Origin of the sequence: Blautia acetica, from assembly GCF_038739805.1 — a bacterium.
GTDB lineage: Bacteria > Bacillota > Clostridia > Lachnospirales > Lachnospiraceae > Blautia.
The window spans coordinates 38,980-54,956 of record NZ_JBBEWO010000014.1 but is presented as its reverse complement, the minus strand read 5'-3'; the positions used below and the strand labels follow the sequence as shown (position 1 = coordinate 54,956).

Annotated in this window: 17 protein-coding genes; all 17 read right to left on the bottom strand. The window is 37.2% G+C overall.

Annotated elements, in window-relative coordinates; all coding sequences use genetic code 11:
* Nucleotides 1-32: 32 nt before the first annotated feature.
* Nucleotides 33-863 carry a glycosyltransferase family protein gene (locus tag WBS51_RS10390; protein ID WP_294460349.1) on the bottom strand — a complete coding sequence of 277 codons (831 nt, stop codon included), beginning with the start codon at nucleotides 861-863 and terminating at the stop codon, nucleotides 33-35.
* A 39-nt stretch (nucleotides 864-902) separates the two neighbouring features.
* The gene (locus WBS51_RS10385; protein ID WP_294460348.1) at nucleotides 903-1,895 is read right to left on the bottom strand and encodes a glycosyltransferase family 2 protein; all 993 of its coding nucleotides are present in this window, start codon (nucleotides 1,893-1,895) and stop codon (nucleotides 903-905) included.
* Between the two features lie 32 nt (nucleotides 1,896-1,927).
* On the bottom strand, nucleotides 1,928-3,037 hold the full coding sequence (locus WBS51_RS10380; RefSeq protein ID WP_294460345.1) for a polysialyltransferase family glycosyltransferase: 1,110 nt from the start codon (nucleotides 3,035-3,037) through the stop codon (nucleotides 1,928-1,930).
* 25 nt (nucleotides 3,038-3,062) lie between these two features.
* Nucleotides 3,063-4,361, bottom strand: a complete 1,299-nt coding sequence (locus WBS51_RS10375; protein ID WP_291683706.1) for a hypothetical protein — start codon at nucleotides 4,359-4,361, stop codon at nucleotides 3,063-3,065.
* Nucleotides 4,351-5,454: a glycosyltransferase family 4 protein gene (locus WBS51_RS10370; RefSeq protein ID WP_294460343.1), complete on the bottom strand. Its 1,104-nt coding sequence runs from the start codon at nucleotides 5,452-5,454 to the stop codon at nucleotides 4,351-4,353. Before WBS51_RS10370 ends, WBS51_RS10375 begins: the two co-directional genes overlap by 11 nt.
* Nucleotides 5,455-5,533: 79 nt before the next feature.
* Nucleotides 5,534-6,757 (bottom strand): glycosyltransferase, encoded by a 1,224-nt coding sequence (locus tag WBS51_RS10365; protein WP_342694079.1) that lies wholly within the window; start codon nucleotides 6,755-6,757, stop codon nucleotides 5,534-5,536.
* Nucleotides 6,758-7,996, bottom strand: a complete 1,239-nt coding sequence (cps2T, locus tag WBS51_RS10360; RefSeq protein WP_294460339.1) for a beta 1-4 rhamnosyltransferase Cps2T — start codon at nucleotides 7,994-7,996, stop codon at nucleotides 6,758-6,760.
* A gap of 29 nt (nucleotides 7,997-8,025) precedes the next feature.
* Nucleotides 8,026-9,468 (bottom strand): sugar transferase, encoded by a 1,443-nt coding sequence (locus WBS51_RS10355; protein ID WP_173749846.1) that lies wholly within the window; start codon nucleotides 9,466-9,468, stop codon nucleotides 8,026-8,028.
* Nucleotides 9,469-9,528: 60 nt separating this feature from the next.
* Nucleotides 9,529-10,197 (bottom strand): LPXTG cell wall anchor domain-containing protein, encoded by a 669-nt coding sequence (locus tag WBS51_RS10350; protein ID WP_173749845.1) that lies wholly within the window; start codon nucleotides 10,195-10,197, stop codon nucleotides 9,529-9,531.
* A gap of 22 nt (nucleotides 10,198-10,219) precedes the next feature.
* Nucleotides 10,220-11,011, bottom strand: a complete 792-nt coding sequence (srtB, locus tag WBS51_RS10345) for a class B sortase (protein WP_294460334.1) — start codon at nucleotides 11,009-11,011, stop codon at nucleotides 10,220-10,222.
* A gap of 8 nt (nucleotides 11,012-11,019) precedes the next feature.
* The gene (locus tag WBS51_RS10340) at nucleotides 11,020-12,051 is read right to left on the bottom strand and encodes an LCP family protein (protein ID WP_173749843.1); all 1,032 of its coding nucleotides are present in this window, start codon (nucleotides 12,049-12,051) and stop codon (nucleotides 11,020-11,022) included.
* 3 nt (nucleotides 12,052-12,054) lie between these two features.
* The gene (locus WBS51_RS10335; protein ID WP_294460327.1) at nucleotides 12,055-12,918 is read right to left on the bottom strand and encodes a hypothetical protein; all 864 of its coding nucleotides are present in this window, start codon (nucleotides 12,916-12,918) and stop codon (nucleotides 12,055-12,057) included.
* 20 nt (nucleotides 12,919-12,938) lie between these two features.
* On the bottom strand, nucleotides 12,939-13,616 hold the full coding sequence (locus WBS51_RS10330; protein ID WP_294460324.1) for a CpsD/CapB family tyrosine-protein kinase: 678 nt from the start codon (nucleotides 13,614-13,616) through the stop codon (nucleotides 12,939-12,941).
* Entirely contained in the window at nucleotides 13,616-14,356 is a 741-nt protein-coding gene (locus tag WBS51_RS10325; RefSeq protein WP_294460321.1) for a YveK family protein, read from the bottom strand. The genes WBS51_RS10330 and WBS51_RS10325 overlap by 1 nt, the downstream gene beginning before the upstream one ends.
* Nucleotides 14,340-15,095 (bottom strand): CpsB/CapC family capsule biosynthesis tyrosine phosphatase, encoded by a 756-nt coding sequence (locus WBS51_RS10320; RefSeq protein WP_294460317.1) that lies wholly within the window; start codon nucleotides 15,093-15,095, stop codon nucleotides 14,340-14,342. The genes WBS51_RS10325 and WBS51_RS10320 overlap by 17 nt, the downstream gene beginning before the upstream one ends.
* A gap of 188 nt (nucleotides 15,096-15,283) precedes the next feature.
* On the bottom strand, nucleotides 15,284-15,526 hold the full coding sequence (locus WBS51_RS10315; protein ID WP_294460315.1) for a hypothetical protein: 243 nt from the start codon (nucleotides 15,524-15,526) through the stop codon (nucleotides 15,284-15,286).
* Nucleotides 15,527-15,615: 89 nt separating this feature from the next.
* Nucleotides 15,616-15,795, bottom strand: a complete 180-nt coding sequence (locus WBS51_RS10310; protein WP_202031327.1) for a hypothetical protein — start codon at nucleotides 15,793-15,795, stop codon at nucleotides 15,616-15,618.
* Between the last annotated feature and the right edge of the window lie 182 nt (nucleotides 15,796-15,977).

Here is a 15,977-nt window from a genome sequence, read left to right as displayed (position 1 = left end):
ACTACCACCTTGTAATCACTACCAAATAGCTTTTAAATGGTTTTATCCCATAAATCTGCTGGAAATGAATCTATTAAACTCTTTCGCATTGCTTCCAAATCAGGAATTTCCATAGGTTCCATACTCAATGCTTCTTCTAATGATAATGCCATTTTAATATTGCATCGACCAGTTGAATAATACCAATCAAAATACTTAATTATCTCTTCTTCCATTCCTTCACTCAAAAATATTGCTGGAATCCCATATGTTTCAGCAAGAATAATACCATGTAATGAAGAAGAGATTATTAGCTTTGATTTAATAATTTCATTAATAAAAAATTTATAATCATCCGTTTGTGTGTCTATGTAATGAATACCCTCCTTCTTTTCGGAATTCTTATGAAAAAGATGATAGATTACTGAAACATCATATTCCTTCTTCACATTTTCAGGTTGATAAATCAGCTTCATCAAAACAGCCGGATCACCAAATACATCTGGACACTGATATCCGGCAATATCCATTACAAATTTTGTAACAGGGCCACGTATTGCTCGTATATCATATGATATTTTTTTGCGATTGTTGATTAAATTTTTTGCAATATTCACTCTATGAATTCCTGTCCCCCATATAACAGCATCAAATGGCATTAGACCAATTAAAGATCCGACTGTCATCAAATGAATCCTTTTGGGAATCGACACATCTTTAGACAATCCATTTTTTTTCAGCATATACTCATATATAACCGGAGCCAACGCATCTCCAATATTTACTTTACTTTTCCAGTATTCTAAAATTATTTTTCTATTTGGAGATTTCTCACCGCCAAAGGATTTACTGTTTCTTAATAAACGACTTTTAATTCCAAACACGTTACTGTCACCTCTTGATTTGCAATCTACAAAATATTCTCATCTACGCTTAATAAAATTTGCTATCCTAAACATATTCAATAATAAAAAAGGGGAAATATATGCTATATTTAGATACATACGTTTTTGAGATAAAATATATTTGTTTTTGCTCCCAAATCTATATCTTCCACGCATGGATTCCTTTAAAGATTTAAGCTCTTCATGATATTTTATCTCTATTTCTTTTATATTTTTGCTATAAATTATCTTCCATAATATATTCGCCATATTCTCAGAAAAACGATATTCTGCTGCATCTCTTAATGAACTGCTATATGACATTACAATATCATAAACAATATTTCCGCTTTTTACATTATCCCAAATCTTAGGTTGTAATCCACTATGCATTGCGCTTCCTTCTCGTTGGCGATAAAATAACAAGGATTCATTCAAAAAGCCTATTCTATCACAGTTACCCAACAACTCCATTAAGAATATGGTATCTTCCCCTATTGCAATATCTTCTGGAAACTTGCAATCCTTTATTACGGATTTTTTATATATTTTATTCCACGGAACACAAGATGTGGTTAACAACATCTCTGCTGCACATATTTTATCAACACAACTCGATTCCTCATACATCATCCATTTATTACTATTGCCCGTCCTATCATCATAAAAAGAATAATTGCAGGTCACAAAATCTAAATTGTTTTCTTCAAGATATTCTATCATCCGAGACAAATAGTGCTTATCCACCCAATCATCCCCATCGATAAACGCTATATATTCCCCACTTACCTCACGGATTCCTCTATTACGCGTATATGATACTCCATGATTCGTATGATGCAACGCACGTATATATGGATATTTTGATGCATAAAACTCCATAATCTCACCACTTTTATCCGATGAGCCATCATCTAGTAAAATGATTTCATAATTGGGATACTCCTGTGCAATTAAAGAATCCACACATTTTGATAAATATTTTTCAATATTATAAACAGGAATAATTATACTGACTTTTTTATCGTTCATACAACTCTCTCTATTCATGTTCATCTATTTCTCTATTTAACAGTATCTAAAATCTCATAGATTTCTTGTTCCGAATCTACAAACTTCACATATCCTTTAAAATACTTTTCAAATGTTTCAAGTCCAACCCACATTATCTCAGATGTATAATCTTTAGTAACCATCTTTTTAAGTGAAACAGATGGACATCCGCCAAGCATAGAAGCATTAATCAATGCAGTGGAATCTAATCCAAACATTGCTACTGGTTTAACCTCTAAATTAGTAAGCAATGTTTCTAATGCCAACTTTTCTGATGAAAAAATAGGAATGCCCCATTTATCGTATTTTTCCAGTAATTTTTCTCTCGGATGTGTTTTAACATACAATTTTATTCCTTTATCTTGAAGAACTCTTTGGAGCATTTTCAACATATTTTCGTACTCCGACATATTCCACATTTTATCTTCTTCCCAGACAAACGATAGGAAAATTGCATATGCTTCCTTTTCGTATTGAATTGGTTTGCCACAATACTGCAAATAATTTCTGACGGAAATTACAACATTCTGTTGTGGCTTAAGCTCACCATTGACGTCCTTTTTCATCATATACCGATCTATAGTTTGTGAGTTATCCCAGTTTTTCATAGAACTGTTTAGTATCAATTTATCCATAACTTCTTTTATAAATGGCCTTGTGGAAAGTCCATCACGCTGTCTCGTCAATTTTTTAAAATCGTCATCGTAATATTCCATTAGCCCTTCATCTGTACGAATAAGATATACTTGCTTTCTACCTTTTTTCTGTATACTTCTTCCCAACTCAAATTGATAATCAAGAGGAGAAATTATGTGAATTGGCTTAATTCTCTTAATTTTTGAACTATTTTGCTTCTTCTCAAAATCTATCTCATCTTGATATAATACTTCAATATTTGCATTCTTTATTTCCACGACGTCTTCTTTTTTTAATACATATCCACTTTTCGGATGTTTACCCAGAACAATCACACCATTTACTTCTTTATTTTGGGCAATCTCTGCAATATAGGCTTCTACATTAATTAAATGCCATGGTGTAACCACACTGGCATAAAAATCATAATTTGACTTTGCCAACATTTCAGCTAGTCTATTTAAGTCCTTATGTATAAATTGCATTATACCCTCCTCATTTTAACCTTTTTTATTTCTCAGTTATTTCCTGATTGAATGTTCTCTGCCTTAATCGGGGCATAACTTTATCTTCTATATTTTCCCTTGATTCTATAATTACACAAAGTATTACAAACCCAATATGAGTTGTATAGCATTCAGGAAATAGCGTCATAATTCCTATGAATGAACGTAACAGCATGAATATATAAATTTTTCTGCCATATTTATAGGAATCATGCATCAACCAAATAATGAATACTAGAATCCATGCCAACATAATAAAACCATAGTAAAATACTAACCCAAATATCCCGTTATCATCATAGGTAATTCCTTCTTCATATCTTATTCCGGTTACAGTTTCAGGCCAATCAATATTCGCATATCCACATCCCAAAATAGTATTTATCGGTGATTTTAACACTTGTTCTGTATAAAATTCACGACCCACCTCACGAATTAAGGTTCCAGGGTCAACAGCTGTTTTTCCTATAACTGAATCTACCAAAGAAACTCCATATGCAGAATTCAAAAAAGCAATTCCTACTACTACTGAAATACCTACTATAGCAAGTTTCTTTTTTGATAGTTTTGATAACAAAATCATTAATAAGCTTGGAACTACAAGTATGATTGTTGATGTTCTTCCTTTATTAATAAAAATGATAACAAACAATGTACAGACAACAAATAAAATGCTTTTCAAACACTTTTTTTGAGTTAATATCTTTTTTAGATTATAAAAATAGGATATGCACAAAAAGGACTGTGCCACAGCTATTCTTAATGTTCCATACCGAATGCTGTTTCTGACATTTAAAAATAAATGTTCTGGTCCCACTATAAACTGAATAATTACGATAAACATATATATGAAATTAATAGTGTCCAGCATTTCCAGTATTTGCCTAATGGTAATTCGTCCACTTTTAACCAGACGATTAATTGGAAAATACATAAACATAGAAACTAACCAAGCACGCTGAGCCCTAATTCCCATAAATAATGGCTGCCCATAACTTAGCTTTGCCATAAACGCTGAACTAGCAACTAATACAGCAACAAATATAATCATCCATCCATATCTGTTTTTATTTCTATTTTTGCAAGTGAAAAATACATAAAACCAAAATATCGCTTCCACAACAATTGTTATATCCGCAATATCTACTGGCAAATTTGGAATTAGGGTAAACCCTTTTAAATTCAATAAAATTATTGTTCCTATAAATAGCATATATTTATTTATATGTAGTTTCATCGTCATCCCTTCTTCACAAGAGTCTATAAATACTTCTATATCTGCTATCTCTAACTCATAATTCAAAAACAGAATTCTCAATTAACTTGTCTAGACTTTGTGAAAAGTTTTCTATTGAATACTTTTTTGCAGAATTGACTGCATTCATTCCTATTTCATTTAATTTATTATGATTTTCGGCATAAAATATTCTGTTTAAAAGTTCTGATAGCGCGCCTGCCTTATTGTGGTCTAAAATAAATCCATTAACACCATTGTCAATAATTTCGGGAATTGCACCACGGTCATTACAAATACAAATTAATCCAGCTGCCATTGCTTCAATTATCGTAATACCAAATCCCTCTTCCAATAATGGCATATGAATAAATATATCTGATTCTTTCAAAAGTTCGGCTACATCGTTCCGTGTACCCCAAAATGAAACTTTTCCCTCTAAGTGCTTTCGTTTCACATATTTTTCCAATTCCTCTCGGTAATCACCATCACCAACAATCATAAAATAAAATTTTGTTTCCGGCGAAAGATTGCTTAGTTCATCAAGAGTTAGCTGTACTCCCTTTTTCTCTATTAGTCTTCCTACATAAATGATTTTTGAATAAGACTTCCTTTTCTGTATATCTGAACTAAATTTTTCAGTATTAACTCCATTATAAATTACTCTTATCTTATCCTCTTTTATCTTAAAATAATGTACTAAGCTTTCTTTCACAGAATTGGAAATTGCAACAATACGGTCTGCCTGATATAACCCCTTAGATAATACTATTTTTCTAAAAAAGAGCCCCTTTTCTTCTAGACGCAAGATTAATGCTGCATTACTATGTGCATACATTACCGAACGCAATGATTTATACTTCAGCTTTAAAGCCCAGATATACATGTACAAAATAGGAGAAGAATGATGCTCAACAATAACATCTATTTTATGTGCCTCACACAACCCAGAAAGTGCTTTAAATGTTCCAGGTATATCTAATTTAGAGTTATTTATTTCGTATACTATATCTCCATTCTTTTTCATCTCCTTGCAAATCGTTCGTGTTTTACCCAAAAGAAAAACAAACACATTTTTATGTTGCGAATATTGTGCGTATTCCTTGCATAAAACTTCAATACCTCCCACTCCTCCTGACGCTAATAAGTGCAATACATTCATAGGACAATTCCTTTCATACTTCACAAATAAAATCCATTTTCAAACTTTTAAACAAATATTATAACAATGGAATAGCGTTTCAATGATTATTTAAAACACTTAAATAGATTTTCTCCAACTTCTTATAATGATTTTCTTTTGTATAGCTATTTAAAAACAATTTATAGGAATTACTTTTTAACTTTTGATATTCTGCTTCTGTTAATCCTTCCATCTTTTCTATTTGTTCCTTTAAATCTTCTGTACTTCCACTTTTAAACAAATACCCATTTCCGTCTACTAACTCTGGAATTCCTGCAATATTCGCTCCAATAATAGGTCTTCCCATCTGTAAAGCCTCGATTGCAGAATATGGTCCATTTTCATACCATTCAGAAGGTAATATTACTGCCTTTGCATTACCAACAATGTCTTTTAAAGGTTGTCCAGACATGAACCCTAATACTTTAATATTGGTTATACTCTCTGCTGAAATATATTCTTCAATATCACTCTTTATCGGTCCAGTTCCCACAATATAAAGCTTAGCATCTATTCCTTGAAAAGCTCTCAGTAAAGTTAGAACTCCCTTTTCTTCTGAAAGACGTCCAAAGTACAAATAATACTCTTCACAATCATTCGTTTTGTTTATTTCTGGCTTTTCCGTATCCAGAAAGTTCGGAATATGTACAACTCGTTTACCCGGTATTCCAAATTCTTCGAATTTCTTTTTATAAAAAGCACTTGGAGTTATAATTTTATCTATTACATCGTAACTATGCCGCCACTTATGGATATACCCTTCTGCTACGTTAATACAACTTTTTGCAAAAGATTCCTTCACACACTTGTTCACTGCACATCTGTAATATTTTTGCCCTTTACATTCTTCACAAATTTGTCCATGATGCATCATTTTATAATTTAAACACAACATTTTCAAATCATGAGCGGTATACACTGTCGGTAAATTATATTTTTTTATAACATCTAAAATTGAAGGTGACAACTGGTGCTGAAAAATATGTAAATGAATAATATCCGGCCTTGTAGCAATTACCAATTGCTCAAATTTTTTCTTTGCCTCCTTAGAATATACAATATTGAATCCTGCTTTTAATTGTTTTTGCAAGCCTCCCGCAGAATTATAATTTACATTTTCAACAAAATATTTACTATATTTTGAGGAGAAATTTTTCTCATCCTGCATGGAAAAATCTATAACAGTATGTCCCTGCGCTTCCAATAAATGTTTCAAGGCAAAGTAATATGTCTCGCTTCCGCCTTTTATGTAAAAAAATTTATTCACCATTAAAATTTTCATCTATTTATCCTCGCAAAAACACTGTTCATATAATTTACAAATTCTTTCCCATGTATACTCTTCAGCAACACGTTTTTTCGCTTTTTTCCCCAATTGCTTAATTTCATTCTCTGACATACTATCAGCTTTATTAATCAAATTTGCGAGATTCCCTTCCTCTCTGCTCCAATACAACGCACTGTCTTCAGCCACCTCTTTATTAAATCCTACATTTACCAGAAGATTTAAGTCTGTGCTTCCAAGAGCCTCTATTAAAGAAGGATTTGTCCCTCCAACTGTATGTCCATGAAAATATGCATACGCATTCTCTCGAATTTTTTTTAACAATTCTTGGTCATAAACGGTACCAACGAATTTTATACGTCTATCCTGTTTAAACTGCAACTTCTGCTCTAATTCGTTCAAGAATTTTTCATTTACGTTTGTAATAATTGCAAAGTCCCGTTTTGAATTAGATTTCATGAACTCTCGAATCATTATTTCAAAAGAATTCTCTGGCACAAATCTTCCTACTACCAAATAATAGTCTTTCTTAGCAAGCCCCTTTTCCTGATACCAATTTAAAAGTTTCTCATCACTATCTGTCAATTTACTCAATGTAAGGTCTGCTCCATAAGCAATAAATGTTGTCTTTGGACTTCTTCCCTTTATTCCTTTTCCGTCATAGCTCTCATGAATATACTTTTCAATATTAACAGAGTCGCAGATGGATAAGTCACTGTATTTCACCATCATTTGTTCAGAAATCTTCCAATATTTACGAATCATCGGCGACCATTTTGCGCGTAACCATTCATGCCCGTCTGGATTCAGGAACACCTTACCACCGAGATTGTGAATTTTCTTATAAAAATACCTTGCAAATGGCCCGATTCGGCAGGCCATAATATAAACAATAGGATTTGCAATTCTATTGTTTTTGATATACTTGCAACATGCATTTAAAGCTGCGACATCATAATAAATTGCCTGTGCTGCACCAATCTGAGGCACATGGATTTTAAAACAATGGGCATTATGGAATTCAAATTCATTATCTGAAATTTTAACAACACCCTGTTCTTTTGTTTCGTCCATGCATCCATCACCATTTGCTTTACAGGCCACATGATATTTAATATTTTTATTATTTTGATGGTATTCTGTCAGTTTATAGATAAACGTTTCATATCCTCCATATGCTCCTAGACTTTTTGCACCCACCAGAAAAACGTGTTGAACATCTTTTTTATACTGCATAGCGAAACTCCTATTCTCCCTCGTATGTCTTATTTCGAACCAGACCCTTTAAACACCACCATTACGGTCTTCAAAAGAATCTTAATATCCATCCCTATATTCCACTTCTGAATATAATCCATATCCAACTTTACAACTTCCTCAAAGTCTGTGATATCACTTCTGCCACTCACCTGCCACATACCGGTAAGTCCCGGTTTCATTGCCATTCTTCCTCTGTGGTGCGGTTCATACTGCTCCCATTCGTCTACAGTCGGCGGTCTGGTTCCTACCAGACTCATATCACCTTTTAAAATATTCCAGAACTGTGGAAATTCATCAATGGAGGTCTTACGGATAAACCACCCCAGACCGTGCTTTGTTCCATCCGGTCCGCTGCCAATGATTCTGGGGTCTGCATCCATCTTAAACATAAAGCCTTTCATCTCATTCTTTTCCATCAATTCTTTTTTTCTCTTCTCCGCGTCCATATACATACTGCGGAATTTGTAAATCTTGAACTTTCTTCCATTTCTTCCCACACGCACCTGAGAGAAAAGCACAGGTCCCGGAGAAGCAATATAGATGGCGGGAGCAATAAAGATACCCAAAATCGCCGTGAAAATAAGCCCTACTACCGCGCCGCAGATATCCATAAGCCTCTTCAGAATCAACTGCCTGGAAGTTGCCATACGAATATTGGTAGACAGCACTACATACCCGCCAAAGCTGTCCAACTGCTGATTTCTGGTATTTTCTCCTACTCTTGCCAGCTTTCTGTGTACCGTAAGTCCCATGGTGATACAGGTCAGTTCCAGATTTCTGGGAAGAACCATCCCTTCTCTGACATTGATAAGCATGCTGTCAACCCATCTGGTCTGTATATAATCTGGTATTTCCGTCACTTTACAGACAACGGGAACCCCTGCTATATTCGCTCCTACCAGGCTGTCATCATCAGCAAGGATTACACCTCTTACTTCCAGTTCGTTATATGTATTTTTAAGAACAGTCTGTACTACTCTCTCAGCCCTGTCCCTTGTAGTCAAAATCAAAATAGCTCTTTTTGCATAAAAAACTTTTTTATGCTTTAATAAATATATTTTCCAGAGGAGTCTTTCCAGATACAATCCTGCAAAACCAAAAATTACAAAGATAACCAATGAAATTCGCGAAAAGTCTTCTCCCCTTTTCATCAGAAACAGGTAGGAAATCATCATCAGATACACAATCACAACATGTTTTAATGCTGCCTTAAATTCCTGAAAATATCCTCTTCTCATAATACCGCTGTATTCTTCTGTAAAGAATACAGTACAGATGTCAGCAAGGCACAAAATAATTGCTTCCTGCCGATAAATATCCTGCCCATAGGGATTCACAAACCCATTTCTGCACATAATAGAAACTACATAAATAACCTGCAGGACAATCAAATCCAGCAAAATAAAATCCCAGTGTTTAAACCAACTGCTTGAAATTTCCCGATACAACGGCTGCCCCTCCTTATTGATAGTGCAGGAGCTGCCCGCAGACAGCTCCCAGGTATTACCTTATGCTCTTCTTCTGTTTCTTCCCAAAACAACAACGGCTGCTCCCAGAAGCAATACAGATGCACCTGCATAGAGACCCCAGTCAGAGCTTACGCCTGTCTTAGGCGCTGTACCTGAGGTTGAGGTTGTTGAGTCAGCAGCTGTCCCGTCTTTTTCAGCAATAACTGCTACAGGAGACAGGTCTGTGAACTCTGCAGTAATCTGCTTGTTTGTGTAATTTACATCAGATGGTGTAATTACTTCCCAAACACTGCGTGCTGTGCTGTAGTGAACTACTTTCACATTTTTCAGAGATTCAGTCAGATTTGGTACGTTAAAAGTAACTTTGTACTTTCCGTCTTCTGTCTTCACTCCGCCGTCAACAGGTGTTAAGTCAAAAAACTTGGTTACAAGCGTTTTGCCCTGTAACTCTGTTTTCAGCTCTTCTGCCTGTTCTGCAATACTTTCCAGTGTAGCAGTTCCCTCATTAACAGCCAGGATTTTGTCCAGGACTTCCTGAGACGTCACTTCTGAAAAGTTTTCTTTGGTACCTTCTGTCATTTCATACTTGCCTACAGAGTCTCCTGATGGAGTAGCCTGTGTTGTCTTGCTGCCTGCGGCGAATACACTGACTGCCTGAGTAACGACCAAAGCTGCAGCTAAAAGAGTTCCCAAAAGTCTTTTTTTCATCGGTATCACCTTTCCTTTCTTTTTATTTTTCTATAGATACCAGTACAGCTTGTACCAGATATCTCTGAGTGGAGATTCCTGCATAGCAGGTGGACAAAGTAATGATTTTGTCCTCATTTGTCACTTCCATGGAAGTATCTATAAAGGCATTCATATCCCGCATGGAGAAAATGCCGTCCAAATACTGCTTATAGGTGTCTTTATCCCAGAAGTTATACGTCATAAGCAGGTGCTTGTTGTCTGTCAGATATGCTGCAAAAATTTTATAATGAAGTATCCTGTCTGTCATATAAATGGTAATATCCCGGTTGGCGTCAAAGAAGCTTCTGTCCATATACTGGTGAATACTCTGAAACATCGAGCCATTTTTCATATCGTGTCCATAGATAACCGTATTGGGGTCTTCAAAGGTTTTGGTATTATAGTTCTCAGTGAAAATAGCTCCTTCTTTTTTCTCTTCTCCGTCAATAGTGTGGTTGAGATAATATCCGTTATCTGTGCTGCTCTGTAAAATGGGATAGTCTACGGCTGTCCCCGGCACTGTTATCCAGGCATACACATCGGGATTCTGCTGCTGCAGGGCTGCAAAATCTATGGGAATTTCTACAGCCGGCTGTTCCGTCTGTGTTTCTTCCGTTTCCTGCTGCTCTGTGTTTTCTTCCGTATCCGGTGTTTCTTCTTTTACCACTTCTTTTTTGATGTCTTCGTATTCTTTGCCGGCATTTTTCTCTTCCATATATTTATAGAGTCCTACAATCCCGCAGAGAATACCCAGTCCAAGGCATACAAAGGCAATGATTTTTTTCTTTTTCATATGCCCTCCTATTCTGCTTCTTTGTAAAAATGCTGTATCATCAGCTTATAAAGTTCCTGGTCATTGACATGATATTCATCAAATTCGCCGCCGCTTACGCCTTCCCCCGGAATACTCCAGGTTTCCCGGTCTGCATCGGAGGCAAAATCCTGCAAAATCTTTACATACTGGTCTGTGCCAATATTGGTGACCATGTAGTCGTTTAATTTTTCATAGAGTTCTGTTACCAGAGAAGGCGTTTTGCTGTAAACCTTTGTGGCTTTGTTTCCATATGCTTCCAAAAATGCCATCTGACGCTCCAGACGTTCCATGGCGCTCTGGTCTTTTTCAATATTTCGATAACGGACAAAGGTTTCCGCATTCTCCGGGGTGAGTTCTGCCTCTGCTCCCTTTTTCCACTCTGGATTTTTTTCCTCCAGACTGTCATTGGGAACCGTGACCGTCACACCGCCGATTCCTTCAATTAAGGTAGGAATACCATCCATGTTCAAGGCACAGTACCCTTGTATGGGCAGACCGTAAAGGAGCTTGGAGACTGCCTGCTTCATCAACTCACAGCTTTCATTTTTTCCGTCTCCATATGCATAAGCCAGATTGATGTGATCTGTGGTGGTTCCCAGACTGTCTCCATTCTGGTCAAAGACTTCTATCTCTGCCATGGTATCTCTGGGAATGGACACTACACTCATTTTGTGTTCCACCCGATCCCAGGATATGATAAAAATGGCATCTGCTTGTCCGGCATTGGCCTGTCCGGTGGTAGTTTCCACTTTTTCTCTGGAATCAATGCCCATAAAGAGGAAGTTACTCAAATGGTCATTGTATTTATATTCTTTTCCTTCATAAGTAACAGAACCTGAAGTAGCTGTCTTTGCCTCTCCTGTCTCTGCTGCATATTCTGTTTCCGCTTCCTGTACTGCGTGTTGTTTGCGCCATATTCCAAACCCCGCTGTCCCTATAATTCCCAGAACAAGCACGGCAATCAGCGCTGTCAGGCACTTTTTCACTTGTCGTTTCCGTCTTTTTCCGGTTCTGCTCATTTTTTATCCTTCTCTTTGTATGTATTTCAGCTCTTCCAGCTTATCAAGCACAGCCTGTGCAATTTCTGCCTGAGCTTCATAGGTTGAGGAAGGTGAAGTTGTCACTTCTGCTGCACTGATATAATGTTCTCCCCATTTTGCTTTTAGTGCAGCATCAAGAGTTGCCGCATCTACACTGCCGTCCATGGGCATTGTCCCAATGATGATAAATTTCTCTTTATCGGGAAAGGTCTCCAGAATTTTCTGCTGCTGTTCTGCCAGTTCTGCAGGATCATGATTCCAGCCTCCGTAATATCCCATGCAAATCACAGGAATACACTGCAAATCTGTCCGGTTGGTCTGTTCTGGCGTCAAATCCCGAATTCCTGTCTCGGTAATGGCAAGTTCTGCACCTGCCGCTGCTTCCTGATGCTTTGTAATATACTGCTGTACCTGGTCTGCCGGTACGCCTGCCATGGTCATCATGGACAACGTACTTGCGCCCTGCAGCGTTTTGTCCTGTACCGGAAGGCTGTATCCCTTTTCCTGCAGAAGCTGCTGCAAAATTACCTTATAAGAATACGTTGCAGACGGCTCTCCATTTATCAAATCATCCCCCCAGCATACAATGCCTTCCGGGTTCTCTTTGGGCGCCTCTTCTGTCTCCGTATTTTCCGCTTCTGTACTTTCTGTCTTCTTCTGTCCGTCCTCTGCTTTGTTTTCGGTATCCTCTTTCTTTCCTGCTGCAATGGCCTGCAGTCTTTTGCTTTCTGCTGCTTCTGTTTTCTTACTCCATATCAGCATTCCTGCCAGGAGAACTACCAGAATCACACAGAACGCCATGAAAATAATGTTCCACTTCTTTTCCTTGTTATTAAAATCAAACACTTCTTGCACTCCTTGCCAAGTTATTTCTTATAGTATCCTTTGTAGGAGTTGTAATATCTTCCCTTTTTCATGTCTACTTTATTCAGAACCGCACCGATAAGGTGACAGCCGCTTCGCTCTATCTGCGTTTTTACCTTCTGCGCCACTTTGTAGCTGATGGCTTCACTCTCTATAACCAGAATTCCGGCGTCACAGTTTCTTGCCACAACCGTGGCATCAATCAGACTGGCTGACGGCGGTGTATCAATGAAAATGTAGGCATAATCATCCCTTTTCTGACGAAGCAGTTCTGCAAAGTCCGCATCTCCCAGAAGCTCCGAAGGGTTGGGAGCCGTAGGTCCTGCAAAAATCATATCCATGTTCTGAAAGTTTGTGTGGTAGATAATGTCCTGTAATTCCACCTGACCGCTTAAGTACTGGGATAATCCGTTTACCGCTTCGTTTACACGGTACTTATTTATAAAGGTAGACTTTCTGATATCTGCGTCTATCAAAAGGACCTTCTGTCCCAGTTTTCCCATTTCCATTGCCAGAGAAAAGGCGACATCACTTTTTCCTTCATTGGGATAACAGCTTGTCAGCAGAATGGTTTTCACCTGCTTGCTGGAAAACTGAATATTGGTACGCAGTGTTTTTATAGACTCCTCATAATAGTAATTGGATTTTCTCGGATCCCTCATCATAACACTATTTTCCATTATGCTCTCCCTCCTTTGCTGCTCTTCTTCTTTTTACTTTTTTTCTTTTTTCCAATGTAATCTTTTCTGTCCGGTACAACAGCCAAGGTGGAAATGCCCAGATATTTTTCAATATCGTCTTCTGTCTTAATGCTGTCATTCATAATCGTAATCACGACCACAATACCTGCGCTTAAAATCAGTCCGGCCAGAAGACCAAGCATGGTATTCTTGCTCATGCTGGGGCTTGTCTGTACGGTAGGAATTTCACCGTCTTCGATAATCTTAGGCGGAATGACTTCCATCTTATCTCCAATGTATGAGGAAGCCACGTTGGCAAGTTCATCTACAATAGCTTTTGCCTTCTCTGCATCAGGATAAGTCACAGACACGTTCAAAATACGGGTATCTGTGGGGTTATCCAAAGTAATGCAGGATTTCAGTGCTTTATAGCTGATGTTCAGTTCCTGATTCTCAATAACCTTTTGCAGTACTTCCCTGCTTGTGGTCAGTACGGTATAGTCTTTCGTAAGCTGGCTGCCCATCTGTAAGTCCGCAAGGGATGACAGGGTAGTCTCTTTGGTAAGTACCAGCATACTTGACGTAGATGTATAGACCGGCGTCATAAAAAATTTGGTATACACACAGCTTAAACATCCACACAGCAGCCCCACGGCCAGAATCATGAAAATTCTTTTCTTTAGTGCGTAAAATATTTCCCTTAAATCAATTTCCATTTCATCGTCATGCATATTTTCCATATTTGTCGTTCTCTCTCCTCTGTGTATTTTGTTTGATAAGCTTCAGTGCATTTTTATAACAAAGCTTTTTCATATATATACTATCCAAATGTTTTGCCATCCACACTTCTGCCCCCTGTGTGCTGGGTTTCCGTGCTTTTGTGTTGTGCATGTCTGTTGCCAGAAAGTGAATTTTCTCATCTTTCAGCATCTTCCTGCACCATCTGGTTGTTTCTTCATACCATTTTCCACCGATTCTCCGATAGTTCATCTGCATCAAAGCGCCGATTTCTGTCAACTCCTCCACTCTTCCCTTTTCCCTAAGCGCACCATAGCGCTCGATATGGGCGATAACAGGACGGTAATGCTGCGTCATCAGGGTTCTGACACATCTGTACAAATCCGAATAAGGTACCCATGGCATAAATTCTACTAATACATAAGAAGTTCCCGCCAGGGTAAGAATCTCTCCCCTTTCCAGCTTTTCCAGTATATCCAGTGTATACATAATTTCCTGCCCTGGATAAATACGAAACGCAGGATTGATTTTCTCTCTGACTCTCGCCTCCAGCTCTGCACATGCACGGCGAATTGTTTCCGGACTATTATGACAGTATTCTGCAGAATAATGAGGTGTGGCAATAACCGCTTCCACTCCCTGCTTTGCCGCCATTTTCAGCATCTGAAGACTTTCTGCTTCGCTGGAAGAACCATCATCAAAACCGGGAAGTATGTGACTGTGAATGTCTATTTTCTTCATTTTTCCCCCTTTATAATTATTTGTATACACAAATACCCCCCCCCGGAAATTTTACCTAAATTTTACATACCAGGGAGGGCATTTTTCACAATTTGTTTCCTCACATAAAAATATGCCGACGATACATGCGTCGGCATACAATTACAATCATTACAGTGTCTACAATTTTTCAAGCAATTTCCTATGAATTAATGCCTTTTAGCGCTTATACTATACCATAAACTTCCTGCTTCTACAACAGAAAAATACAATTTACAACACTTTTTTACATATTTTGTTGCGTAGAGTTTCTTCCTATTAAACATGAGTACTATTTCAGCATCTGTTTTTAAGACTTCCTGATTTTCTTCCTCTTCCATGTGTGAAAGGAAGCGCCTTATATATTTTAAAATTTCCTTACTGAGTATTTGCCTTGTATCTGCAGTAATCAACTGTCCCCGTCAAAACACATCATGTTTATGTTTTTTAATATTTTACTGTCAACAGGTTGTCCTTTTGATTTACGTTCTTTCAAATCCAGTTATGCTTTTGCTTTAAAAGATTTCCAAAACTGCTTTCTAAATTCCTCTGTTATGGATTCAACAATCAAAACAATATCTATATCTTTTGTGGCACGAAACGGAAGTTCTTCATTTTCCATAATTAAGTCACATGCTGTACCTCCGATAATTACATATTGGTCTTCAAATCCTGTAACCATTATTTCTCTAACTCCCTTTCTATTAGTTCTTCTACTGCTTCCTCTATTCTTTCATCTTCTTTTCCACTAAAAGATAATGCAACTGAAAGACTATCCCCCACACTATCATTTGAAAAATGTATTGGATTATATGCCCATGGTTCAAGTCTAACTTACTTATCTTTTTTTCATATCATATAAAT